This is a genomic window from Microbacterium sp. LWH12-1.2, from assembly GCF_040675825.1.
Lineage (GTDB): Bacteria > Actinomycetota > Actinomycetes > Actinomycetales > Microbacteriaceae > Microbacterium.
Map to the genome: position 1 here is coordinate 3,064,157 of NZ_JBEGIJ010000001.1, position 23,361 is coordinate 3,087,517.

Below are 23,361 nucleotides of genomic sequence, written 5' to 3' on the forward strand. Positions count from 1 at the left end.
TCGGGGCAGGCGGCTGATCGAATGACAGCGTAAGACAACCGGGGCCTCGACGCGAGCCGGATCGGCGGCCGTTGTCCGAAGTTGTCTGGGGCGTCAGATGCCTGTGAATCAGGGGGATTCCGAGGCCGGGCGCGCCCTCTCGGATGGTTCAGAAGTGCGGGATGTCCGACCGAATGTCCATCGACGACATTCGGCGATCAGAACCCGGGATACTCGCCGAGCTTCTTCTCGAACTCCGCACGATCGGACTCGCTGAGCAGTTGACTGGCCAGGACGGCGATCTGCAATCCCTCGAGCGGCTCGCCAGTGCGGGTGTTCTGTGCCTCACGGGTCTTCAGGAAGTCTCCGGTGGAGTCGTTCGAGAGGTCAAAGACATTCGCGTAGAACCGCAGCGGCTCCGGATAGTTCTCGGTGTAGTACTCCCAGGTGTGTTGCGTGCGCGGGTCGTCGGTGCCGTAGAGCTTCGCGAGCATCGAAGGCTCGAGACCCGAGGACGGGTCGTTGAACGAGTACAGCTCCCACAGCCCGTGCGCGGTGACGACCTCGTTGATGACGGCCATCACCTCGAGCTTCTCGTCGTAGTCCTGGATCGGCTCGTTCGTCGCCCAGCCGGGCGAGGTGAACTCGACCAGCATGGATTCGCCACCGTAACCGTTGCGTTCGGGACGGAGATCCTCGGCACCCGCCTCGACCCAGGTGTACCCGAACTCCTCACTGAGGCGCTCGCGGATCTCGGTGAGGAGGCTCTCCGACGCGGCGCGCACCTCTTCCAGCGAGGACTGACCGAGGATGTCCCCCGGGTCGGTGTCCTTGATCCCCGGGTACGCCTCCTCGTGCTTCTGCTCGTCGGACTTCATTCCGTCGTAGTTGCCGGAGGCGGAGGTCTGCACCGCACTCATTGCGCCGACGGTCGCGACATTCAGCACCAGGGTGATCGCCAGCGCGACGGCGCCCAGCATCCGTCCTCTCTTCGTCACCAGCGCGGCGATGATGACGGCCACGACGACGAGCTGCAGCGCGAGCATCGTCACGCCGTACAGCAGGTCGGTGCCACCGGCGACGAGGGTGCCGAGCAGGATGAGCGCGAAGAGGATGCCACTGACCAGGGCGATCCAGCCGAGGGCGCTCGACGGCTGCGTGGTGGACTCGGCGGTCACCACTGTCGGCTGCGCGGGTGTCGCAGGGAGAGGCCATGACGGAGACTGCGCTCGCCGCGCACCGGCATAGCCGCCGGGCGGAGGCAGCGGCGGAGCGCCCTCGGTACCCGCCACGTACCGGGCGCGCTGCTTCTCGTGATCCGTCACCATGGCTTGTCCGTTCCCGATCCCCCGGGGTCGTCGCCGTTCTGCTGCTGGTCGCGCTCCTCGGTGCCCTGCTCCAGTTTCTCCTGCAGGTCCTCGAGTTTCTCCTCCGAGGGCTGCGGTTCCGGTTGCTGCTCCTCGGGCTGCTCCTGCTCCTCGGGTGACTGCTGCTCCTGCTGCTCCTGCTGCTTCTGCTGCAGGCGATCCTTGAGCTGCTCGAGAGACTCGCTCATGTCGCGGTTCGGATCCGGCGACTGGTTCTGCGCGTCCTCGCTGTTGCACTCCTCCGGAGTCTCCAGCGTCACCGTCAGCGCCTCGCCGTAGAACTCGGCCGCCGAGACACCGTCGCCCTCCGCTCTGGCCGCGTCGCCTCTCCGCTCGACGACCAGCGCCAGGTTGATGCGGACGGCGCACACTTCAAGGCCCTGCGCGAGTCGGAGTGCCTCCTCGAGCTTCACCTGCGCCTGCGGCAACTGTTCGGCGGCGCCGAGTGCCGTCCCGACGTTGTACGGAGCCTTGTACGGCTCGAACCAGTTGAGGAACTCCTGGCCGCGGGCCGCGGACTCCGACGACGAATAGTCGCCGACCACATAGGAGGTGATCGACTGGTGCGCGAATGCGTACATGCTCAGCAGCTTGCCGACGAACAGCAGCGCGGCGAGCGTGAGCGGGAGGGTGCCGATCGCGATCCAGAACCGGATGCGGCGGCGCCTGCGATTCGATGCCAGCAGGGCGGATGCCGCCTCGGCGTGGGGGGTCTCGCTCATGAGGCACCTCCCTCATTCGGCGTCGACGCCGGAGAGGCGCGTTTCGTCTCCTCGCTGCGCTCGTCGCTCAACGACCGGGGGGTGGATTCCCCGGTCGTTGAGCGAGCGGGGCTTTCTCCCCCGGTTGTTGAGCGAGCGGAGCTTTCTCCCCCGGTCGTTGAGCGAGCGGAGCGAGACGAAACGCCCGCAGCCGATGTCGATGCCGGCGCGCCCTGCTGCCGGAGCCGGGCGATCAGCATCGTCGCGCGTGCCAACTCGAAGCCGAGGAGGGCGACGACGGCAAGGGCTGCGATCCAGTACAGCTCGATGACGTTGCCGACCGAGCCGGACTCGGAGTAGCTGGTCGTGGTCGTCGGTGCCTCTGGCAGCTCCGGCTCGGCATCCGCCGTGCGGTGCTGGTACTCGAGCCCCAGTTCGCCGGCGAGGGTCTGCAGGGTCTGCTCGTCGATGACCGACATCGCGGGCTCGCCCTGATTCTCGATGTACTCCGCGTCGCCGTCGCCGACCGAACCGGTGGTCAATCTCATCGGTCCGCCCTCGCTGGTGCCGTAGCCGAAGACCATGCCGGCATCGGCATACTTCGCGCTGGAGCGGAAGGATTCGGGAGAGGAGCTGGCCGTCTGCTCGCCGTCGCCGAAGTAGAACACCATCCGCGAACGGTCGGACGCGCGTTCGGATGCCCCCTTCAGCGTGTCGGTGAGGAGCCGATTGGCGATGCCGATCGAGCTGCCGCGGGACTGACTGGTGACCTCCGGCCGGAGAACCTCCAGCGACGAGATGAGCGCCGTGGTGTCGGTGGTCAACGGCAACCGCAGCTGCGCCGACGCATCGAAGGTGATCAGGGCGAAGCGCGCACCGGGGTACTCGTCGACGATCGCCTGGATGTCGTCGCGCACGCCGTCCAGGCGCGGCTCTTCGCCATTCCAGTCCTCGGCGACGATGCTCGCCGTGGTGTCGACGACCAGCACGATGTCGGTGTCGGTGGCGAGAGTCTGGGTCGCGCCGCCCGGGATCCCTGGGCGCAGGAACATCACGAAGCAGGCGAGCAGCAGCACCAGACGCAGCGCCCAGAGAGCCTTGTCCTTGGAACGCACCATGGCCATCACCGCGACAGCGGCGACAGGGGCGCACAGCAGCAGGAGCAGCAGCGGATGCAGAACAGGCTGGAAGATCACAGTCGCACCCTCCACAGCATCACGATGAACGACAGCGCAGCGATCATGAGCACCACGATCCAGAGGTTCGGGGTGTCGGTCCACACCACCTGGGCCTGACCGCGCAGCTCGGTCGCCTCCTGCTCCTGCACCTGGGCGACGATGTCGGCGACGGTCGTCGTGTCGCGCAGCCCGTACGCGGTGCCGCCCGTCATCTCGGCGGCCTCCGTCAGTTGAGCGCTGACCTCCGCATCCTTTCCCTGCACCGGATTCAGGCCGAAGACCCGCACGCCTTTCGACTTGGCGTACGCAGCCGCTTCTTCGAGTGTGACGATGGAGGCTCCGTTCACCTCGTTGTCGGTGGCCAGGATGACCGAGCGCGAGCGCTCCTGGTCGGGGTGGTCGAAGCCCAGCGCGCACGCGGCGAGACCGTCGCCGATGAGCGATGCTCCGGCACCGTTGAGCGTGCCGACCCAGTGCTCCGGCACCTCGTCGATGTAGTCGAAGCTCTCCCGGATATCGGCGAGGTGCTCACGGATGAAGTCGTAGTCGTCGGTGAGGGGGAAGATCTGCACCGGCGAGCTGTTGAAGATCGTCAGTCCGATCCGTTCGCCCTCGAAGTCCGCGAGCAGCTCTTCGAAGACGGACAGCACCTCGACGTCGACCTCGCTCATCGAGCCGGAGACGTCGAGGCAGAGCATGATGTCGCGGCTGGTGTTCACGGGCTGGATCGTCTGCGACGACATGGGGCGCGCGGCAACGACCCCGGCGGCGACCGTCGCGATCGTGCCGAGGATCAGGATCCCCGAGAGCGCGAGCACGCGGCGGCGGAGCGCCTGCCGATAGGTCGGCAGCGCGCGCAGTCGCTCGGCGCGGGCGATCCGGGCCGTCTCCTCGGTGCCACCACGCGAACCGCGGCGCAGGCCGAGCACGAGTCCGATCGCGATGGCCACGACGATGACCGCGATCGCGACGATGATCATCCAGAAGTTCGCTAGTGCCATGTGCGCACCACCGTCCGTGCCGCCTCGGCGCCGGCGAGGGGATCGATCGCCGGACCCTGGCGGAAGATGCTCGGATAGTAGTGCCGGCCCATCGCGTCGATGAGCGCGGGGTGCACGCCGCGGGCGATGAGGTCGTCGAGCGCGAGCACCGGTGCTTCGAGGCCGCTGTACTCGTTCACGAAGGTGCGCACCACTCGACTGAGTTCGAGATTCGCGTGCCGCGCCGACAGGCGTCCCTCGCGATAATCGGTCTCGACCCGCTGGATGCGATCGAAGTACTCGACGCGCAGCTGGGAGAGGACGTCGACCGTCAGCAGCGGAGGCGCCTCGGATGCCCCGGCGATCGTGACGCTGCGGCGCGGCCGAGTGAGGAAGATCACCAGCCAGGCGGCGAGAACCAGCAGCGAGAGCACGCCGATCGCGAGCAGCATCCATCCCCAGCCGTACTGGGCGGGAGGGTAGAACTCGTCAGAGCCGGGCATTGGCACCCCGCACGGATCCTGATCGCGATGCCAGCAGCCGTAGCAGCTGCGGCACGGCGTCGTCCTGCCCGTCCAGGGAGGCATGGCTGATCTCGAGACGTTTCAGCACCTCAACCAGGCGCGCAGCATCCGCCTCGCTCTGCGCGGTGAGCTCCCGCACGATGTCGAGGTCGCCCTGCACGAACTCGGGAACCTCCCATCGGCTGTCCACATCGGAACGTATGCGTCCGGTGGCATGGTCGAGAACCGGGTCGGCGTCACGGAGCGTGAGCCACAGCACGTCGTGCTGCACGCGCATCCGGCGAAGCGTGCGCTCCGTCTCATCCGTGATCGGTGCTTCGTCCGTCACCACGACCACGATCATCCGCCGGGAGATCGTGCGGGTCACGAACGAGAGCAGGTCGTCTCGGGCGCTGGGTGCCGCGCTCTCGCGGATCGCGGTGTCGATCGTGCGCAGGGCATGCTCGAGCGCACCCTCGCTGCGACCGGGAGCGCGCCGCCGTACCCCACCGGCATCGCCGTAGACCACGGTGAAGTCGTCGCCATGCCGGAGGGCCAGGACGCCCAGGGCGCCGGTCGCGATGATGGCGAGGTCCTTCATGGGTTTCTCGTCATATGCCAGCGCCTGCATGGAACGGCCGGTGTCCACGATGAACAGCACCGTGTGCATCCGCAACGCTCGATGACGCTTCACCAGGGGCGTGCCCTGCTTGGCCGTCGCCCGCCAATCGATGTCGCGCACCTGATCGCCGTACTCGTACTTGCGCAGATCCTCGAAGTCGAGGCTGCGGCCGTGCAGCAGCGACGCATAGGCGCCGTCCAACGCATGCATCGACTTGCGCGAGGAGTGGATGAAGAGCTTGCTCTTCACCTGGGTGATCAGGCTGGCCATGGGTCGAAGGGTCAGGGGGTCGGTACAGCCGCGAAGATCTGGTCGATGATCTCCTCGCTGCGGATGCCTTCGGCGTCGGCCTCGAAGGTGAGGAGTACGCGGTGCCGGAGGATGAGGTGCCGCAGCTCCCTGATGTCCTCGGGGAGTACATGCGCACGGCCGTTCAGCAGCGCAAGAGCGCGGGACGCCTGCAGGAACGCGATGCTCGCGCGGGGGCTGGCGCCGTACTTGATGTAGCGGGCGCGCTCCTCGCCGATGTACGGTGCCGGGTTCCTGGTGACGTACGCGATCGACACGATGTAGTTGCGGATCGCCGGATCGACGTAGATGCGGCTGGCGACGTCCTGCAGCAGATGCACGTCGTCGAGGGTGACGGCGCTCGTCACATGGCGCTCGGGGTCGAGCACGCCGGAGTCGATGCGGGTGAGGATCTCGAGCTCGTCGGCCGGGCTCGGGTACTCGACGATCTCCTTGAGCAGGAAACGGTCCATCTGCGCCTCGGGCAGCTCGTACGTGCCCTCCTGCTCGATCGGGTTCTGCGTGGCGATCACGAGGAACGGCTTGGGCAGGTGGTGCACTTCACCGCCGATGGTGGTCTGGTGCTCCTGCATCGCTTCGAGCATCGCGCTCTGCGTCTTCGCGCTGGAGCGGTTGATCTCATCGAGCAGCACGAAGTTCGCGTGCACGGGGCCGAGGACCGTGCGGAACGACCCGGTGGCGGCGTCGTAGATCTGGTTTCCGGTGATGTCGCTCGGCAGCAGATCCGGTGTGCACTGGATGCGCTTGAACTGTGCCTTCACGGTGTCGGCGAGGGTGCTCGCGGCCGTGGTCTTGGCAAGCCCGGGGACGCTCTCGAGCAGGATGTGGCCGCCGGCGATGAGGGCGACGAGCAAGCTCATCCGCAGACGTTCCTGACCCACCATCTTCGCCGAGTACGCGTCGGAGATGATCTTGAGGATGTCGCCGGCACGCGCGATCTCAGAGTCCGTGGGGGCTGCCTTGGCTCCCGCAGCGACCGAGGGGGCGGGAGTCGGCGGTGCCGACGGTGCGGGCGGGGCCGGCGCCGGTGGCGCGGGCGGAGGCGGAGGAGCGGAGGCCGCACCTGCTGCGGGGTATGGATCGATCATGATTTGTCTCCTCGCTGACGCAGGGGAGGCGCGATGCGGTCATCTCCCCCAGACAGACAGCGTAACCGCTGGCGTTTGTGCGAGAACCATCCGGCCGTGGGCACAAATCCCCATCTGCGAGGGGCTGACGAGCCACTTAATACTTGCATTGTCCTATATATGTGTAATCCTATAAACATGCAGCTCCGTCATGCCATCCTCGGGCTCCTCGATCTCGCCCCGCAGAGCGGGTACGACCTCGGTCGCGCCTTCGAGCGCTCCGTCGCGCACTTCTGGCACGCCGACCAATCGCAGATCTATCGCACGCTGGACCGCCTCGAGGCGGACGGGGCGATCACCACCCGTACGATTCCGCAGCAGGGCAGGCCCGATCGTCGGGTGCACGCGCTGACAGAGACGGGGAGAGCAGAGCTGGCGGGATGGCTCCGTGCACCGCTGGAGGACCTGCAGCCCAAGGAGCCGTTCCTCGCGCGGCTCTTCTTCGCCGCCCCTCTCGGCGTCGACGGCATCCTCGCGCTCCTCGATGAACGAGAGGCGATGGTGCGCGCCGGACTCGATCAGCTGCGAGCGCTGCCCCGGCCGAGCGGCGATCTCGACGCCCTGCTCCGTGTCGCGACGCTCGACTCGGGACTGCAGCAGGGAGAGGCAGAGCTCGACTGGCTCCGCTCGACCCGGCGGATGCTGGAAGCGCAGGTGGCTCGATGAATGCCGAGTACCCGATCGAGCACGGGCCGCGGTCGGGGGAGTCGATCATCCTGCTGCACGGCGGGAACGTCGGCAGCTGGATGTGGGAGCCGCAGGTCGAGGCCCTCATGGGCCGGCATCTGATCACCCCCGACGTGATCGGCTTCGACACGCGCGCCGCGGAGCGCTGGCCAGGACTCGGTGGAGCGGCCGACGACATCGCGGCGATCATCCGTGAGCGCGCCGTTGGCGGACGCGCGCACGTCGTCGGACTCTCGATGGGCGGAGTGATCGGCGTCCATCTTGCGGCCCGTCACCCTGACGTCGTGCGCTCCTGCATGGTGACCGGGGCGATGATGCTCGGCCTCGGCGGGATCGAGCGTCGCGTCGCCGAACTGCAGCTGGCCGTCTGGGAACGGCGATGGTTCTGGCGGATGCAGGCCGCGATGTTCCGCATTCCGGCGGACTCCCGAGAGCGGTTCATCGCGGCAGGGACCGGCGTGAGCAAGGAGACGGCGCACGGCATGTACGGCGAGGTCTTCGCCGGATCGATGCAGGCGGGGAGGTTCGACTACACCGGGCCGATGCTCGCGATCGCCGGGGAACGGGAGCCGAAGAGTGTGCGGGCGGCGTTCCCCGCGCTCGAGGCGGCGATGCCGCAGACGCGCACCTGGATCGCGCCGCGCATGCCGCACGTCTGGAGCATCCAGGACCCGGAGCTGTTCACTCGGACGATCGTGGATTTCGTCGATCGCGACGTCGTCCCACCCACACCACGAAGCAGGCGACGGCGATGATGGCTGCCGCGATGCCGACGACGTAGCCGCTGACACCCAGGTACCCTCCCGGAACGGAGTGCGGATTCAGGAACGGATACGGATACCACCAGGCTTCTCCCGTCGCCGGAGCGACGATGAGGTTCGCGCGGACGAGTGTGTACACGACCCAGACGATCGGATAGATCGCGGCGACGAGCACCGTGCTCCAGCCGACCATGCGGCGCCGCGGGGCGAACAGCACATCGGCGAGCAGGAACAGCGGGATGACGACGTGCAGCACCTCGTTCGCCCAGACGACGGTCACGCCCTGGGGCAGTTCCACATTCCTGAGCAGCAGGTTGTAGACGATGCCGGTCACGATCATGTACGTGCTCACACAGACGAGCAGCACCGCGAACCACTGCGGTTCGGAGTCTGTGTCGCCTCGATGGCGCAGCGCCCAGATGCCGCCGATGGCCAGCACGATCGCCACCAGGAGGTTCGACTCGATCGTGAAGAAACTGAGGAAGTTCGTGCCGACGGTGAGCAGATGCCCACCCCAGTCGGTCGTTGCAGCGAGGGCGTTCTGAAGTGAGCGGGACAGCTGCGCGATGATCGCGGCGAGTGCGAGTGCGGATGCTGCGAATCGTGCGTAGGGCCACCAGGTCGTCATGTTTCCTCCGCGCGTCAGAATACCGACCGCTCTGCCGAGCCGCGCGGCTTCGGCGCGTTCGAGGCCGGGGGCAGGGCTGATCCGCCCCGTTTCGTGGCTGGCACGCCGATATGTGGCTAGTGTCTGACCTGGGGGCCGGGGCGGGGAGACAACGGGCGGATCAGGCACAGCGGAGGGCACATGAGCGACACCGGCACGGGAATGGTCGGCACAGGCATCGGAGACAGGGTGCGGCGCCGGCGCGGCGGGCTCAGCATCCAGTCGAAACTCCTCATCATGCTGCTTGCGGTGAGCCTGCTGTCGTCGATCGTCATCGGCGCCGTCGGCTTCGTCAACGGGCGTCAGGCGCTGCATGACGCGGCCATCGACCAGCTCATCACGATCCGGTCCATGCGCGCCTCCGAAGTGCTCGAGGCCGTTGAGGACGCCAAAGAGGCGGCGTCGCTGCACTCGCGAAACCTCAGCGCGCAGACGCTTTCGACGACGTTGAACGCGGCCTTCGACGAGCTGCAGCAGACGGTGATCACCGACGAGCAGCAGGACCAGCTCGAGGCGTACTACTCGAACACCTTCGTTCCCGCGCTCGAGGATCGCACCGGCGAAGAGTACGGGACCGAGGCATTCATCCCCGAGTCGAATGCCGGCCGCTACCTCCAGCTCCAGTACACGACGCGCAACCTCGACTTCGACGCGGACTACGACACCCTGCTGCGCGCGAATGACTCCGGCGACGGATCGTCCTATTCCGCGGGGGCCGAGCGCTACGGCGACTACTTCTCACGGCTGATCGAGGAGGCCGGTTACGAAGATGCTCTGCTGCTCAACCTCGAGGGAGACGTCGTCTTCTCGGCGTACAAGGGCGTCGACCTCGGCACGAATCTCAACACCGGCCCGTACCGCGATACCGCCTTCGCGCAGACCTATCGCGACACCATCGCGACGAACTCGGTCGACGCGCTCGGCATCACCGACTTCATGCGCTGGATCCCCTCCATGAACATCCCCACGATGTGGGTGATCTCCCCGGTCGGCAACGACAGCGGCATCACGGGTGCCATCGCCTTCCAGGTCTCCCTCGATGCCGTCAACAACGTGATGACCGGCAATGAGGGGTGGAAGAGCCAGGGACTCGGCGACACCGGAGAGGTCTACCTGGTCGGTCGTGACGATCTCATGCGCAGCACCTCTCGCCGCCTCGAGGAAGACCCGGAGGCCTACGTCAAACAGCTCATCGCCGGCGGGATCGCCCCGACGATCGCGGAGCGCATCGGCGAGATCAAGGGGACGGTTCTTCTGCAGCCCGTGCAGACGACAGCGGTGCAGGAGGCCCAGGCCGGACGCAGTGGAACGATCGTGGGGCGCGACTACATCGGCGGCGACAGCGTCACCGCCTATGCCCCCCTGGAGATCGACGGCCTCGACTGGGTGATCATCGCGCGCATCGACACCGCTGAGGCGTTCGCGCCGGTCGCCGATTTCACGCGCAATGTGCTGCTCTCCTTGCTCGGCATCCTCCTCGGAGTCTCTCTGCTCTCGCTGGTACTCGCCCAGGTGTTCACGCGGCCGATCCACCGACTCGTCGAGGCGGTGCGTCGCGTGGCCGCCGGTGATCTCGCGGTGCAGGTGCCGCAGGGATCACGAGACGAATTCGGCGACCTCGGTAACGCATTCAACGACATGGCGTCGAGCCTGCGGATCAAGCAGGAGCTCATCGACGAGCAGCGCATCGAGAACGAGAAGCTGCTGCACACCCTGATGCCCGAGAGCGTCGCCGCACGGTACAAGCAGGGCGACGAGGCGATCGCCGAGGCGCACGAGAACGTATCGGTCGTCTTCGCGGAGCTCACCGGATTCGACGAACTCGCCAGCAATCTCAACGGCGAAGAGGAGATCGGTTACCTGAACGCGCTCATGCGCGGATTCGACGAAGCAGCGCAGAAGACCGGCGTCGAGAAAGTCCGCACCCTTCGCGGCGGCTACCTGGCGTCTTCGGGTCTTTCCGTGCCGCGGGTCGACAACGTGCGCCGCAGCGTGGAGTTCGCGAGAAGCCTGGTCGACGTGATCGAGCGGTTCAACGCGCAGAACGGCACGTCGATCGGATTGCGCGCCGGCGTCGACACCGGCACCGTCACCAGCGGCCTCGTCGGCCGCACGAGTCTCGCCTACGACCTGTGGGGGGATGCCGTGAGCCTGGCCTACCGGGTCAGATCGGTGACCGGTGAGCCAGGGGTCTACGTCAGCCAGACCGTCTACGACCGCACCCGCGAGGGCTACACCTACGTCGAGGCGGGGACCGTCGAGTCTCAGGGACGCACCGAGACCGTCTGGAAGGTGGCCTGAGATGATCGAGGAGGCGTTCGCAGACGGCTGGGGCTGGTGGGTGATCGCACTCGCCGTGGGGGTTCCGACCCTGCTCGTCGTCCTGACCGAGTTGATCGGATTCCTCAGTCGTCGTCAGCATCCGCTCGCAGGTCCGCTGACGCTCATGCGCAACTGGGTGGTCCCGGTCGGCGCCCTCTTCGCCCTGCTCGCCTTCGCCATCCAGTCCCCGGCCGACGCCGTATGGGTCAGGGTCGTCGCGACGGTGTTCGGGTTCCTGGTGATCCTGCTCGTGCTGTCATCCTTCAACGTCGCCCTCTTCGCCAATGCGCGAGTGGGCACCTGGCAGCAGCGCATCCCCACGATCTTCGTCGAGATCGCCCGCCTCATCCTCGTCGTGGTGGGTCTCGCCATCCTGTTCTCCTGGGTCTGGGGGGCCGACGTCGGAGGCCTCTTCGCCGCCCTCGGCGTCGGGTCGCTCGTCATCGGTCTGGCGCTTCAGAATGCCGTCGGCGGTGTGATCTCCGGGCTCCTCCTCCTGTTCGAACAGCCGTTCAAGATCGGGGACTGGCTCGACACCGGCGGTGTCAAAGGCCGGGTGGTCGAGGTGAACTGGCGCGCCGTGCACATCGAGACCGGCGGCGGCATCCAGATCGTGCCCAACGCGACCCTGTCCGGTGCCTCGTTCACGAACATGAGCGAACCGGCAGGACCGTACTGGGCGACGGCGTCGTTGAAGTTCTCCACGGACGACCCTCCGCACGAGGTGATGTCGCTGCTGGTCGAACTCGCCGACGGGCTGCCGATGCGAGCGGTCGGCGAGCGGGCCAGCGTCGAGTACTCGGGTGCTGCGGCATACACGGTCTCCGTTCCGGTCACTGCACCGCCCGACGCTCCACAGGCGCTGACCGTGTACCTCTCCTGGCTCTGGTACGCGGCGCGGCGCCGGGGGCTCGCCCTGGATGGAGATGCCACCGATCCGGTCGCCGATCCGGCTCGACTGGCTCAGGCTCTGGATGCCGTCGGTCCCACGCTGCACCTGCGTGAGGAGGATCGCGAGGGCGTTCTCGAGGGGGCGAGGCTCGAGCGCTACGGCGTCGCGGAGGTCGTGCTGCCGGCGGGAGTCGTTCCCGACGAGGTGCGGATCATCGTCTCGGGTCGTGCGTCATTGCGCGTGGAGATCGGCGACGCACGCATCGACGTCGGCGTCAGCGAGCCCGGCGAGCTCATCGGTCAGAGTGCACTCACCCGCGAGCGCACCAGGGTCGCGACGACCGCGAGTGAGATCCTCACGGTGCTGGTGCTGCCACTCGCCGTCGTGGACGACCTCGTGCGCGTGCGACCACGGCTCGCCGCGGAGATAGGGGCGTCGCTCGAACTGAAGCGGTCGCAGGCAGAGGAGGCTCTGGCGCGCTCCGGGGTCTCGGCGAACACGCTCTCCTCGCGCTGAACGCCGCGCGCGGTCAGGTTCGAGCGCGCCGTCGCATCCGCGTGACGAGAACGCCCAGCAGGCAGAGCGCCCCGCCGATGAACATCATCAGCGTGGGGACCTCGCCGAGGATCATCCACGACATCAGGATTGCGATCGCGGGCACGACATACGTCGTCGCCGAGGTCTGCCCTGCGGTGCTGCGCTGCAGAACGTAGGCCCAGGTCGTGAAGGCGATCGCGGTGGGGAAGATGCCCAGATAGACGACCCACAGGGTGGCATCGAGCGGCGCCGTCTGCAGGTCGGCGACGAGACGGCCCACCCACGGGAGCAGCGCGATGGTGCCGACGATCGCTCCGAGCCAGGTCAGCGTCGTCGCGTCGACCCCCGAGGTCAGCAGGTGCTTCTGCACCAGCGTGCAGCCCGCGTACATCACGGCCGCGAGCAGGGCGAGCAGCAGACCGGTGATGTCGAGACCGGCGCTCGTCGAGGAGTTCATGCCGATCAGCACCACGCCGAGGAAAGCGATCGGCGCCCCGATCAGCAGCGGTTTGGGGAAGCCCTCGCGCAGGAACAGGCCACTGAAGACGACGACCATGAGAGGCGCGAGATTCACGACCATCGCCGCGGTGCCGGCATCGAGCGTGAGCTCTGCGCTGTTGAGAGCCAGGTTGTAGACGCAGAACCAGCCGACGCCCCAGACGACCACGAGCAGCCAGTGGCGGCGCTCGGGCATGCGGATGCCGTGCCGCAGCGCGATGATCCCCAGCGCGACGGAGCCGACGGCCATCCGCAGCAGCGCCAAGGCGCCAGGGTCGTAGTGCGGGCCGGCTCCGCGGATGCCGATGAATGCCGACGCCCACAGCACGACCGTGACGAGCGCAGCGACGAGAACGAGCGGGGCGCGCGACTTGTCGACGGCGGCGCTCGACAGGGCCGGGGTGCGGCCGGTGACTTCTGGCATCTACCGATACTCCCAGCGGCCACCGACATCGGGCGACCGGCTGGAACGCCATCCGTCGTCCATTTCCCGCCAGGTCTGCCGAGCCAGCCTTTCCGGCATGAAGCAGAGTGAGGCTGACTCCGTCTCCTGAGGGAACCCTCGTTTCGGCGTGAGGCACCGGCCCAACGGCATCTGTACAGCCCTTCGGTAGGATGGGGACCGCCCGAATAGGGCCAGCTCATCGGCCGGTGCAAGCCCGGCGAAAGCAGGGGGGTTACCCATGCCAGGAATCGTGATCATCGGCGTGCAGTGGGGCGACGAAGGAAAGGGCAAGGCCACCGATCTGCTCGGTGAGCGCACCGACTGGGTGGTGAAGTTCAACGGCGGCAACAACGCCGGGCACACCGTCGTCGTCGGCGACGAGAAGTACGCGCTGCACCTGCTGCCTTCCGGCATCCTCTCGCCCGGAGTGACCCCGGTGATCGGCAACGGCGTGGTCATCGACCTCGAAGTGCTCTTCTTCGAGCTCGAGGCGCTCTCGGCCCGTGGCATCGACGTCTCCCGGCTGCGCGTCAGCGCGAACGCGCACATCATCACGCAGTACCACCGCACGCTCGACAAGGTCACCGAACGCTTCCTCGGCAAGCGCATGATCGGCACTACCGGCCGCGGCATCGGCCCGGCCTACGCCGACAAGATCAACCGCGTCGGCATCCGCGTGCAGGATCTCTTCGACGAGAACATCCTGCGCCAGAAGGTGGAGGGCGCACTCGACCAGAAGAACCACCTGCTGGTGAAGATCTTCAACCGTCGCGCGATCACCGCCGACGAGGTCGTCGAAGACCTGCTCTCCTACGCCGAGCGGCTGCGTCCGATGGTCGCCGACACCGGCTACCTCCTCGCCGAGGCCCTCGATCGCAATGAGGTCGTCGTCTTCGAAGGCGGCCAGGCGACCATGCTCGACGTCGACCACGGCACCTACCCGTTCGTGACCTCGTCGTCCGCGACCGCCGGTGGCGCCTCGACCGGATCGGGTGTCGGCCCCGGCAGCCTCGACCGCATCGTCGGCATCGTCAAGGCGTACACGACCCGCGTCGGCTCCGGTCCCTTCCCCACCGAGCTCTTCGATGAGCAGGGCGAATGGCTGCGCTCGCGCGGCTTCGAGTTCGGCACCACCACCGGGCGTCCCCGCCGGGTGGGCTGGTACGACGCCCCGATCACGCGCTACGCGACCAGGGTGAACGGCATCACGGATCTTGTGCTCACCAAGCTCGACATCCTCACCGGCCTTGAGCAGATCCCGGTCTGCGTCGCCTACGACGTCGACGGCGTGCGCTTCGACGAGGTGCCGGTGAACCAGACCGACTTCCACCACGCGAAGCCGATCCTGGAGTACTACCCGGGCTGGAGCGAGGACATCTCGACCGCGCGCACGTTCGAGGACATGCCGAAGAACGCGCAGGACTACGTTCTGGCACTCGAGGCGATGAGCGGCACCCGCATCTCGGTGATCGGCGTCGGGCCCGAGCGCGATCAGGTCATCGTCCGTCACGACCTGGTCGACTGAGCCTCGCACTCGTGACACGTTTCTGGATCGGCGGCTACGGCCCCGGCATGGATGGTTCGGCCGCGGGCATCGGGATGCTGGCGGGAGACGAAGGGCGTGAGGCCACGTCGCTCGCCTATCGCGGTGCGGTCACCGATACGCCGTCGCCGTCGTGGCTGGCGCAGCATCCGACCCTCGATGTCGTCTACGCGGCGCTGGAGGGTGATGCCGCGGTGCAGGCCTTCGCGCGCACCGGCGAGTCGTCGCTGTCGCCACTCGGAGAGCCGGTGCCGGTCGGGAAGTACGTCTGCCACGTCGCCGTCTCGCCGAGCGGCTCCTCGCTGATCGCCAGCTGCTACGGCGACGGCCGCGTGGTGCGCATCGGTGTCGACGCCGCCGGCCGGCTGATCCCGGATACCGACAACCGTGCGGCCGCGCTGCGTGCCGCATTCTTCGGCGAACCCGACCCGGATGACGCCGCCCCCGCGGGCACAGGCATCGCCGCATCCGACCCGTATGCCGAAAGCGGCATGGAACGCGAATCGCACGCGCACGCCGCCGCGTTCCTTCCGGACGGCCGCATCGCGACCACCGACCTCGGCTTCGATCTGGTGCGCATCTGGCGTGCCTCCGCGAGCGGTCTCATCCTCGACCACGAGGTCGTGCTGCCGCAGGGCACGGGGCCGCGGCACATGGTGATGCATCCGAGCGGACACCTGCACGTCGTCACCGAGTACTCGTGCGAGGTGTTCACGCTTGCGGCGTCCCGCGAAGGCCAGTGGGGTGTGGTGTCGTCCACGTTGTCGGCCCCCATCGCCCAGGTCGGATTCGACTTCCCCGCCGAGCTCGCCCGCACCCGCGATGGCGCCTTCCTGTACACGGCGCTGCGCGGCAGCAACACGATCGCGGCGCTACGGGTCCGTGACGGCGGTGCGGCCCTGGAACCGATCGCCCTCGCCGACTCCGGCGTGGACTGGCCGCGGCACCACCTCGTGCACGAGGGCAAGCTGCTCGTCGCCGGGCAGCGGTCCGACACGATCAGCCTGCTCGACCTCGACGAGCGCACGGGCGCGCCCCTGGGCATCCGCCATCAGGCACCCGCCCCGACGCCGACGCACTTCCTGCCGGTGCGCTGAGGCGCCCTCCCGCCCTCTCACGCGGGCCCGTCACCCGCTCGGTACGTTCACAACTCAGGAAAGTTGCGGCGAATCAGTCCGAAACACCCGGCTGCACCGGGTGTCGCTGCTGTTCTTCCTGAATTGTGAACACTCGGCGGGGGAGCCGTCACTCCGCGACGGGGTGTCCGCCCTTCGCGAGCCAGCGGATCGGGCCGGCGCCGTTGCGTCCGAGCACATCGCCGGGGTTCTGCAGCGCGCAGGAGTTCAGGCTCAGGCAACCGCACCCGATGCATCCGTCGAGGTCGCGCCGCAGATGCTCCAGCTGTCGGATGCGCGCGTCGAGTTCATCGCGCCAGCGCTGCGAGAGCCGCGCCCAGTCCCGCTTCGTGGGTGTGCGGCCTTCGGGAAGCGACTCGAGCGCCGTGCGGATGTCCTTGAGCGGGATGCCGACGCGCTGCGAGACCCTGATGAACGCGACGCGACGCAGAGTGTCGCGGCCGTAGCGGCGCTGGTTGCCCGCGGTGCGCTCGGAGAAGATCAGGCCGTTTCTTTCGTAGAAATGAAGGGCGGATGCGGCCACCCCGCTGCGGGCGGAGAGCTCGCCGATCGTGAGCTGGCGGTTCTTGTCGCCGACCAATTGGGGCATGCTCTTCTCCTCGCCACGCCGGTCACTTGACCTCAACCATAGTTGAAGTCTTAGCGTCGTCCTCATGACAACGAACACCGAAGAAGTGCGGACGGCGAAGACCTCCGCGCCCGGGATCATGAGCAGCGGGTATCTCTGGATCACCATCGGCGCGTGCGCGCTCGTGTTCCTCGGCGCATTCGAATCGCTGGCCGTGACCACCGTGATGCCCGTTGTGAGTGCCGATCTGAACGGCGAGAGTCTGTACGCGCTGGCGTTCGCAGGCCCGCTCGCCACCGGCGTGATCGGGATGGTCGCAGCGGGCAACTGGGCGGATCGGCGCGGGCCGAAGGGACCGCTGTACACGGCTGTCACCGTCTTCGTCGTCGGCCTGCTGATCGCCGGACTCGCGCCCAGTATGGAGGTCCTGGTCGCGGGACGCTTCGCCCAGGGGCTGGGAAGCGGAGCGCTGATGGTGGCCCTGTATGTCGTCGTCGCCCGGGTGTACCCGCCCGACCTCCACCCGGCGATCTTCGCCGGGTTCGCGGCAGCCTGGGTCGTGCCCTCGTTGATCGGACCGACGCTCGCTGGCGCGGTGACGGAGCTCTGGAGCTGGCACTGGGTGTTCCTCGGCGTCGTCATCCTCGTCCTGGCGGCACTGCTCATGGTGATTCCCGCGCTCCGAGGACTGTCCGATGACGCCGGCGACCCGTCGACGCCGTGGGCCTACGGTCGCCTCGGCTGGTCGGTGCTCGCGGCGCTGGCCGTGCTCGCACTAGACCTCCTGAGCGATGTGCCCGGCCTCGGGCCCGTACTCGCGATCGGCGCGGTGATCATCGCGCTCGTCGCGGTGCGGGCACTGGTTCCGCCGGGTACCCTGCGCGCAGGCCGCGGTCTTCCGGCGGTCATCCTGGTCCGCGGACTCGGTGCCGCCGCCTTCTTCGGCACGCAGGTCTACCTGCCGTACTTGCTGACCGATCGGTACGCCCTGTCACCCACGCTCGCGGGGCTCGCGCTGACCGGTGGTGCGCTGGCATGGTCCACCGCTGCGACGGTGCAGGGGCGGATGGGTGCGCGCTTGTCCAGCGTGACGGCGGTGCGGGTCGGCACCCTGCTGGTGCTGGCGGGCATCCTTCTGACGGTGCTGACGGCGGCGTTCCGCTGGGATGCCGCGACGATCGCCGTCGCGTGGATCATCGCGGGCACCGGGATGGGGCTGATGAGCCCGAGGTCGAGTGCGCTGACGCTCGGAATGTCGACCCCGGAGACCCAGGGGTTCAACAGCGCGGCGATGACGGTCGCCGACTCCTTCGGGAGCGCTCTGGCTCTCGCCATCACCGGGGCGTTGTTCGCCGCTGTGGCGACCACCGGGGATCCCTTCACGGCCGTCTTCGCCCTCGCCGGTGCCCTCGCCGTCGCGGCTGCCGTCCTGGCGCCCCGGGTACGGGCGGATATCAGCAGCGCCTCGACGAGCACGGAGGCGAAAGCATGACCACGGATATCGGGAGAGCGGGAACCATGAGAGCGGTCGTTCAGCGTGAACTCGGCGGGCCGGAAGTACTCACCGTTGAAGACGTGCCGATGCCGGAGCCCGGCGAGGGTCAGGTGCGCATCCGGGTCGGCGCGGCGGGCGTGCACGCCGTGGATACCGACATCCGCCGCGGCGAAGGCCCCGCGGCGATGCCGCAGACACTTCTTCCGATGACGCCCGGCCGTGAAGTCGCCGGCATCGTGGATGCCGTGGCGGCCGACGTCGACGAGAATCTCCTCGGCGCGCGCGTCGTCGCACACGTCGGATTCCTGAACGGCGGGTACGCCGAGTTCGCACTCGCTCCGGCGACCGCCCTTCACGTCATCCCGGACGCCGTGCCCTTTGCGCAAGCGGTCGCCGCGATCGGCACGGGGCGCACGGCGCAGCTCGTGCTCGAGCACGCGGGGATGCAGGAGGGCGACGTCGTCATCGTCCCCGGCGCATCCGGCGGGCTCGGCAGCCAGCTCGTCCAGCTGGCGCTGTCGGCGGGGTCCACGGTGGTCGCGCTCTTCGGGGGCGAGGCGAAGCGGGCCGTCGTCGAGCGGCTCGATGCCGTGTCTGCGGCTGATCGCGGTCGTTTTCTGCCACTGGATGCCACGGACGAGACATGGCCCGAACGCATGATCGCGGCACTCGGCGGGAAGACGCCGTCACTGCTGCTCGACGGCGTCGGCGGCGCGATCGGCAGGGCCGCTGTCGAGACACTCGGGCGCGGCGCACGCATCGTGATCATCGGATGGTCGAGCGGTGCGCCCGTGCGGCTCGACACCGACGACATCGTCGAACGCTCCCTCACGGTCACGGTTCCGCTCGGGCGTCCGGTCACGCAGCTGCGCGTGCTGGAGCGCCGTGCGCTCGATGCGGTCGCGGAGGGGCGAACGGCGCCTCCGGTCGACGAGTTCCCGCTGGAGGATGCCGCCGCCGCGCACGCGGCCATCGAGGAGCGTCGTCAGCGCGGAAAGGTCGTGCTGATTCCCTGAGCGCGTCGGATGCGGAACAAAGTCCGTGACTCGACGTTGCACTTCGGTGAGACTGGGCTCTGCGGCCAGACCCGGAGGAAGAGGCGACGATGGCGACCGAAGAGTTTGACCTGATCATCCTGGGCGGAGGGCCGGTCGGTGAGAACGTCGCCGATCGCGCCGTGCAGGCGGGGCTCAGCGCGATCATCGTGGAGAGCGAACTCGTGGGCGGCGAATGCTCCTACTGGGCGTGCATGCCGTCGAAGGCTTTGCTGCGTCCGGCGCAGGCGCTCCGCGCGGCTCAGCGCGTCGGTGGTGCGGCCGAGGCCGTGACCGGAGCGCTCGACGTGCGCGCGGTGCTCGCCCGCCGCGACGGGTTCGCCAGCAACTGGTCGGATGACGGACAGGTGCAGTGGCTGAACTCCGCCGGCATCGATCTCGCGCGCGGGCACGGCCGTCTCACCGGGGAACGCGAAGTCACCGTCACCGACGCGGACGGGGCGACCCGGGTGCTGAAGGCGCGGCACGCGGTCGCGATCAGCACCGGATCGGATGCGGTCATCCCGCCGATCGATGGATTGCGTGACGCGTCGCCCTGGACGAGCCGAGAGGCGACGAGCGCCCAGGAGGTGCCCGACGCGCTCGCGATCATCGGGGGTGGCGTTGTCGCGGTGGAGATGGCGACCGCCTACGCGAGCCTCGGCTCGACGGTGACGCTGATCGCCCGCGGGGAGCTGCTCGGATCGATGGAGCCGTTCGCGGGGGAGCGGGTCGCCGCAGGCCTTCGCGGGCTCGGCGTCGACCTCCGTACCAGCACCGGCACGACATCGGTGCGTCGAGACCCATCCGGAGTGACCATCGCGCTCGACGACGGCAGTGAGATCACGGCGAACGAGGTGCTGGTCGCGACCGGGCGTCGGGCCCGCAGTGACGACATCGGCCTGGAGGCCGTCGGCCTCACCCCCGGCCGATGGATCCAGACGGATGACACGCTGCGCGTACCCGGGATGGATTGGCTCTACGCGGTCGGCGACGTCAACGGCCGTGCGCTGCTCACCCACCAGGGCAAGTACCAGGCGCGGGCCGCCGGCGATGTCATCGCGGCGAGGGCCAAGGGGGAGACCGTGGATGCCGCAGGATGGGGCCGTCATGCCGCCACCGCCGACCACGCGGCCGTGCCTCAGGTCACGTTCTCCGAGCCGGAGGCCGCATCGGTCGGACTCACCGAGCATGCCGCGCGGGAAGCGGGAAACGCCGTGCGGGTTGTCGACTACGACCTGGGGCACGTGGACGGCGCGCGACTGTACGAGGACGGCTTCGAAGGCCAGGCGCGACTCGTCGTCGACACCGAGCGCGACGTGATCCTCGGGGCGACGTTCGTCGGCCCCGGCGTCGCCGAGCTCCTTCAGGCGGCCACCGTCGCCGTCGTCGGCGAAGTGCCGATCTCCCGCCTCTGGCATGCGGTGCCCGCGTATCCGACGATGAGCGAGGTCTGGCTCCGGCTGCTCGAGGCGTACGGACGGGACTCCGCGTGACTCGCTCACCTCGCACCTCCGAGCGCGGTGCACGGTCCAATCCGTCCGTGCTTCGGCTCCGAACAGACCAAGGATCTCCGCGGTAGGCCGCGCGTCCGGGTCAGCGGTGCATCTGTGTGCACATCGAACCCGGTCGGCACAACCCTGCCCAGGATGTCCGTGACCTCTTATACGCTCGAAATCGAGTCGATCGACCGTCTGGAGACCAGCCCATGATCGAGTTCCGTTCCGTCACGAAGCAGTTCCCCGATGGCACCGTGGCCGTCGACGATTTCAGCCTCGTGCTGCCCTCGCGAAAGACGACCGTGTTCGTCGGGTCATCGGGATGCGGCAAGACCACGCTCCTGCGGATGATCAACCGCATGGTCGAGCCGACGTCCGGTGACGTCGAGATCGACGGCGAGAGCGTGCTCGGCGGCGATCCGGTCGCGCTTCGCCGGAGCATCGGTTACGTCATGCAGAACTCCGGACTCATGCCGCACTTCACGGTGATCGACAACGTGGCGACCGTGCTGCGGCTGAACGGGGTGAGCCGGTCGGCCGCGCATCAGCGGGCACGGGAACTTCTCGACACCGTGGGCCTCGCCCAGAGTCTCGCCGATCGGTACCCGAGTCAGCTGTCCGGCGGACAGCAGCAGCGCGTCGGCGTCGCCCGCGGACTCGCCGCCGACCCGAACATCCTGCTCATGGACGAGCCGTTCGGAGCCGTCGATCCGATCGTCCGCGCCGATCTGCAGCAGGAGACCATCCGGCTGCAGCACGAGCTCGACAAGACGGTCGTCTTCGTGACCCACGACATCGACGAGGCATTCCTGCTCGGCGACCAGGTCGTGATCCTCGACAAGGGCGCGCGCATCGTGCAGGTGGGCAGCCCGAGCGAGATCATCGAGAATCCGGCGAATGATTTCGTCTCGGCGTTCATCGGCGTCGAGCGCGGCCGACGTGCACTGCACCTCAAGCAGACGCCACGCGGCACCGTCGTCGTCGACTCAGAGGGGCGCACGCAGGGCGCGATCGTCGAGCAGGCCGAAGTCGCCGACACGGCGGATGCCGTCGCCGGAAGTCGTGCGCAGGACGGCTCGCTGTGACCTGGGTCCTCGACAACCTCGGGCTCATCCTCGAGCTGACCGCGGCGCACCTCCGGCAGAGCGTCGTGCCGATCGTGCTCGGCTTCCTGCTGTCGCTGCCGCTCGGATGGGTGGCGTGGCGCTACCGCCTCGTCCGCGGTCCGATCATCGCGCTCACCGGGCTGCTGTACACGATCCCCTCGTTGGCGCTGCTGATCCTCCTGCCCTCCGTCGTCGGCTATTCGGCGAGGAGCGAGGCCAACCTCATCATCGCGCTGACGATCTACGCCGTCGCGATCCTGGTGCGGGCCGTCGCAGACGGGCTCGATTCGGTGGACGACGGTGTGCGCCAGGCCGCCACCGCCACCGGTTTCGCGCCGTTCCGGCGATTCTGGGCGGTCGAGTTCCCGCTCGCCGGGCCCGTGATCCTCGCGGGTCTCCGGGTGACCGCCGTCAGCACGATCTCCCTCGCCACGGTGGGCATCCTGATCGGCGTCCGAAACCTCGGATACCTGTTCACCGACGGTCTGCAGCGCCGCATCATCGCGGAGGTCCTCGCCGGAGTGATCGCCGTCGTGGTGATCGCGCTGATCGTCGACTTCCTGCTGCTGCTCGCGGGGCGGGCGCTGATGCCCTGGACTCGTGCAGTGGCGAAGACCGCGAAGACCGCGCCGAGCCCGGCGGCGACGATGAGGGCGGCCGCATGAACCTTTTCGCCGATGCTTTCGCCTGGCTGTTCTCGCCTGATCGGTGGCAGGGCACCTACGCTCTTCCGGTCCTGTTCGGCCAGCACATCGCCTACACGCTCATCTCGGTCCTGATCGCCGCGCTCATCGCCCTGCCCGCGGGATGGCTCATCGGGCACACCGGTCGCGGTCGAGAGATCGCCGTCGCGATCTCGGGGGCCGCCAGGGCGATCCCGTCGTTCGGCCTGATGGTGCTGATGGTCCTGCTGCTGGGCGTGCTGCGCGTGCCGGAGGCCGCGATCATCACCTTCGTGCTCCTCGCCATCCCGTCACTCCTCGCGGGCGCCTACACCGGGTTGGAGGCGATCGATCGCCGCGTGCTGGATGCCGCACGGGCGATGGGGATGACCGAGTGGCAGGTGTTCTGGAAAGTGGAGGTGCCACTGGGGTTGCCGCTGCTGGTCGGCGGGCTGCGGTCGGCGCTGCTCCAGGTCATCGCTACGGTCACCATCGCCGCCTACGTGAACCTGGGCGGCCTCGGCTGGCCGATCATCCAGGGCATTCCGCTGCAGAAGTTCGACCAGGTCCTCGGCGGTGCGATCCTCGTCGCGCTGCTCGCTCTGCTCGTCGACCTGCTGCTCGCCCTCGCCCAGCACGCCGCTGTCCCGGCGGGGGTGCGCGCGGTGCCCGCGCGGGAGCGCCGCCGCGCGCGATCCTCATCTGCCCACGCCTCACCGGCGCCCGCCTGACCGCATGCGTCC

22 protein-coding genes are annotated in these 23,361 nt (G+C 68.2%); 12 read left to right on the plus strand and 10 right to left on the minus strand.

Features of this window, described 5'->3' with window-relative positions; genetic code table 11:
* Window positions 1–197 precede the first annotated feature (197 nt).
* From MRBLWH12_RS14605 to MRBLWH12_RS14635, 7 genes are read right to left on the minus strand one after another with little or no spacing between them, the layout of a single operon-like run.
* Window positions 198–1,307 (minus strand): hypothetical protein, encoded by a 1,110-nt coding sequence (locus MRBLWH12_RS14605; protein WP_363550167.1) that lies wholly within the window; start codon window positions 1,305–1,307, stop codon window positions 198–200.
* Window positions 1,301–2,068: a hypothetical protein gene (locus MRBLWH12_RS14610; RefSeq protein ID WP_363550170.1), complete on the minus strand. Its 768-nt coding sequence runs from the start codon at window positions 2,066–2,068 to the stop codon at window positions 1,301–1,303. The genes MRBLWH12_RS14605 and MRBLWH12_RS14610 overlap by 7 nt, the downstream gene beginning before the upstream one ends.
* Window positions 2,065–3,243 carry a vWA domain-containing protein gene (locus MRBLWH12_RS14615; protein ID WP_363550172.1) on the minus strand — a complete coding sequence of 393 codons (1,179 nt, stop codon included), beginning with the start codon at window positions 3,241–3,243 and terminating at the stop codon, window positions 2,065–2,067. The genes MRBLWH12_RS14610 and MRBLWH12_RS14615 overlap by 4 nt, the downstream gene beginning before the upstream one ends.
* On the minus strand, window positions 3,240–4,226 hold the full coding sequence (locus tag MRBLWH12_RS14620) for a VWA domain-containing protein (RefSeq protein ID WP_363550174.1): 987 nt from the start codon (window positions 4,224–4,226) through the stop codon (window positions 3,240–3,242). The genes MRBLWH12_RS14615 and MRBLWH12_RS14620 overlap by 4 nt, the downstream gene beginning before the upstream one ends.
* Window positions 4,217–4,708, minus strand: a complete 492-nt coding sequence (locus MRBLWH12_RS14625) for a hypothetical protein (RefSeq protein WP_363550176.1) — start codon at window positions 4,706–4,708, stop codon at window positions 4,217–4,219. Before MRBLWH12_RS14625 ends, MRBLWH12_RS14620 begins: the two co-directional genes overlap by 10 nt.
* Window positions 4,695–5,600, minus strand: a complete 906-nt coding sequence (locus tag MRBLWH12_RS14630) for a DUF58 domain-containing protein (protein WP_363550179.1) — start codon at window positions 5,598–5,600, stop codon at window positions 4,695–4,697. The genes MRBLWH12_RS14625 and MRBLWH12_RS14630 overlap by 14 nt, the downstream gene beginning before the upstream one ends.
* An 11-nt stretch (window positions 5,601–5,611) precedes the next feature.
* Complete coding sequence (locus tag MRBLWH12_RS14635; RefSeq protein ID WP_363550181.1) at window positions 5,612–6,727, minus strand: AAA family ATPase; 1,116 nt, start codon at window positions 6,725–6,727, stop codon at window positions 5,612–5,614.
* A gap of 177 nt (window positions 6,728–6,904) precedes the next feature.
* On the opposite strand from MRBLWH12_RS14635, the gene MRBLWH12_RS14640 reads away from it, so the two are divergent.
* Window positions 6,905–7,432, plus strand: coding sequence for a PadR family transcriptional regulator (locus MRBLWH12_RS14640; protein ID WP_363550183.1), 528 nt, complete (start codon window positions 6,905–6,907; stop codon window positions 7,430–7,432).
* The gene (locus MRBLWH12_RS14645; RefSeq protein ID WP_363550185.1) at window positions 7,429–8,208 is read left to right on the plus strand and encodes an alpha/beta fold hydrolase; all 780 of its coding nucleotides are present in this window, start codon (window positions 7,429–7,431) and stop codon (window positions 8,206–8,208) included. The genes MRBLWH12_RS14640 and MRBLWH12_RS14645 overlap by 4 nt, the downstream gene beginning before the upstream one ends.
* Here MRBLWH12_RS14645 and MRBLWH12_RS14650 read toward each other — a convergent pair.
* Window positions 8,135–8,842 carry a Pr6Pr family membrane protein gene (locus MRBLWH12_RS14650; RefSeq protein WP_363550187.1) on the minus strand — a complete coding sequence of 236 codons (708 nt, stop codon included), beginning with the start codon at window positions 8,840–8,842 and terminating at the stop codon, window positions 8,135–8,137. The genes MRBLWH12_RS14645 and MRBLWH12_RS14650 overlap by 74 nt on opposite strands.
* A 180-nt stretch (window positions 8,843–9,022) precedes the next feature.
* On the opposite strand from MRBLWH12_RS14650, the gene MRBLWH12_RS14655 reads away from it, so the two are divergent.
* The gene (locus tag MRBLWH12_RS14655; protein WP_363550190.1) at window positions 9,023–11,182 is read left to right on the plus strand and encodes an adenylate/guanylate cyclase domain-containing protein; all 2,160 of its coding nucleotides are present in this window, start codon (window positions 9,023–9,025) and stop codon (window positions 11,180–11,182) included.
* Between the two features lies 1 nt (window position 11,183).
* Window positions 11,184–12,611, plus strand: coding sequence for a mechanosensitive ion channel family protein (locus tag MRBLWH12_RS14660; RefSeq protein WP_363550192.1), 1,428 nt, complete (start codon window positions 11,184–11,186; stop codon window positions 12,609–12,611).
* Window positions 12,612–12,624: 13 nt separating this feature from the next.
* Here the strand turns inward: MRBLWH12_RS14660 and MRBLWH12_RS14665 are convergent, their stop codons facing one another.
* Complete coding sequence (locus MRBLWH12_RS14665; RefSeq protein WP_363550195.1) at window positions 12,625–13,554, minus strand: DMT family transporter; 930 nt, start codon at window positions 13,552–13,554, stop codon at window positions 12,625–12,627.
* Window positions 13,555–13,813: 259 nt separating this feature from the next.
* Here MRBLWH12_RS14665 and MRBLWH12_RS14670 point away from each other — a divergent pair, with 259 nt between their 5' ends.
* Together MRBLWH12_RS14670 and MRBLWH12_RS14675 are read left to right on the plus strand one after the other, a co-directional pair.
* Window positions 13,814–15,100 carry an adenylosuccinate synthase gene (locus MRBLWH12_RS14670; RefSeq protein ID WP_341976567.1) on the plus strand — a complete coding sequence of 429 codons (1,287 nt, stop codon included), beginning with the start codon at window positions 13,814–13,816 and terminating at the stop codon, window positions 15,098–15,100.
* An 11-nt stretch (window positions 15,101–15,111) separates the two neighbouring features.
* Complete coding sequence (locus tag MRBLWH12_RS14675; protein ID WP_363550197.1) at window positions 15,112–16,215, plus strand: lactonase family protein; 1,104 nt, start codon at window positions 15,112–15,114, stop codon at window positions 16,213–16,215.
* 148 nt (window positions 16,216–16,363) lie between these two features.
* Here the strand turns inward: MRBLWH12_RS14675 and soxR are convergent, their stop codons facing one another.
* On the minus strand, window positions 16,364–16,909 hold the full coding sequence (soxR, locus tag MRBLWH12_RS14680) for a redox-sensitive transcriptional activator SoxR (protein ID WP_341978274.1): 546 nt from the start codon (window positions 16,907–16,909) through the stop codon (window positions 16,364–16,366).
* On the opposite strand from soxR, the gene MRBLWH12_RS14685 reads away from it, so the two are divergent.
* The 6 genes from MRBLWH12_RS14685 to MRBLWH12_RS14710 all read left to right on the plus strand — a co-directional run bounded on the left by MRBLWH12_RS14685 (window position 16,908) and on the right by MRBLWH12_RS14710 (window position 23,349).
* Window positions 16,908–18,314: an MFS transporter gene (locus MRBLWH12_RS14685; protein WP_414685007.1), complete on the plus strand. Its 1,407-nt coding sequence runs from the start codon at window positions 16,908–16,910 to the stop codon at window positions 18,312–18,314. The genes soxR and MRBLWH12_RS14685 overlap by 2 nt on opposite strands.
* Window positions 18,311–19,333, plus strand: a complete 1,023-nt coding sequence (locus tag MRBLWH12_RS14690; RefSeq protein WP_363550202.1) for a zinc-binding dehydrogenase — start codon at window positions 18,311–18,313, stop codon at window positions 19,331–19,333. The genes MRBLWH12_RS14685 and MRBLWH12_RS14690 overlap by 4 nt, the downstream gene beginning before the upstream one ends.
* An 89-nt stretch (window positions 19,334–19,422) precedes the next feature.
* Window positions 19,423–20,847 carry a dihydrolipoyl dehydrogenase family protein gene (locus tag MRBLWH12_RS14695; RefSeq protein WP_363550205.1) on the plus strand — a complete coding sequence of 475 codons (1,425 nt, stop codon included), beginning with the start codon at window positions 19,423–19,425 and terminating at the stop codon, window positions 20,845–20,847.
* A gap of 212 nt (window positions 20,848–21,059) precedes the next feature.
* The gene (locus MRBLWH12_RS14700) at window positions 21,060–21,935 is read left to right on the plus strand and encodes an ABC transporter ATP-binding protein (protein ID WP_341976563.1); all 876 of its coding nucleotides are present in this window, start codon (window positions 21,060–21,062) and stop codon (window positions 21,933–21,935) included.
* Complete coding sequence (locus MRBLWH12_RS14705; RefSeq protein WP_341976562.1) at window positions 21,932–22,621, plus strand: ABC transporter permease; 690 nt, start codon at window positions 21,932–21,934, stop codon at window positions 22,619–22,621. The genes MRBLWH12_RS14700 and MRBLWH12_RS14705 overlap by 4 nt, the downstream gene beginning before the upstream one ends.
* Entirely contained in the window at window positions 22,618–23,349 is a 732-nt protein-coding gene (locus MRBLWH12_RS14710; protein ID WP_341976561.1) for an ABC transporter permease, read from the plus strand. Before MRBLWH12_RS14705 ends, MRBLWH12_RS14710 begins: the two co-directional genes overlap by 4 nt.
* The last annotated feature ends 12 nt before the right edge of the window (window positions 23,350–23,361 follow it).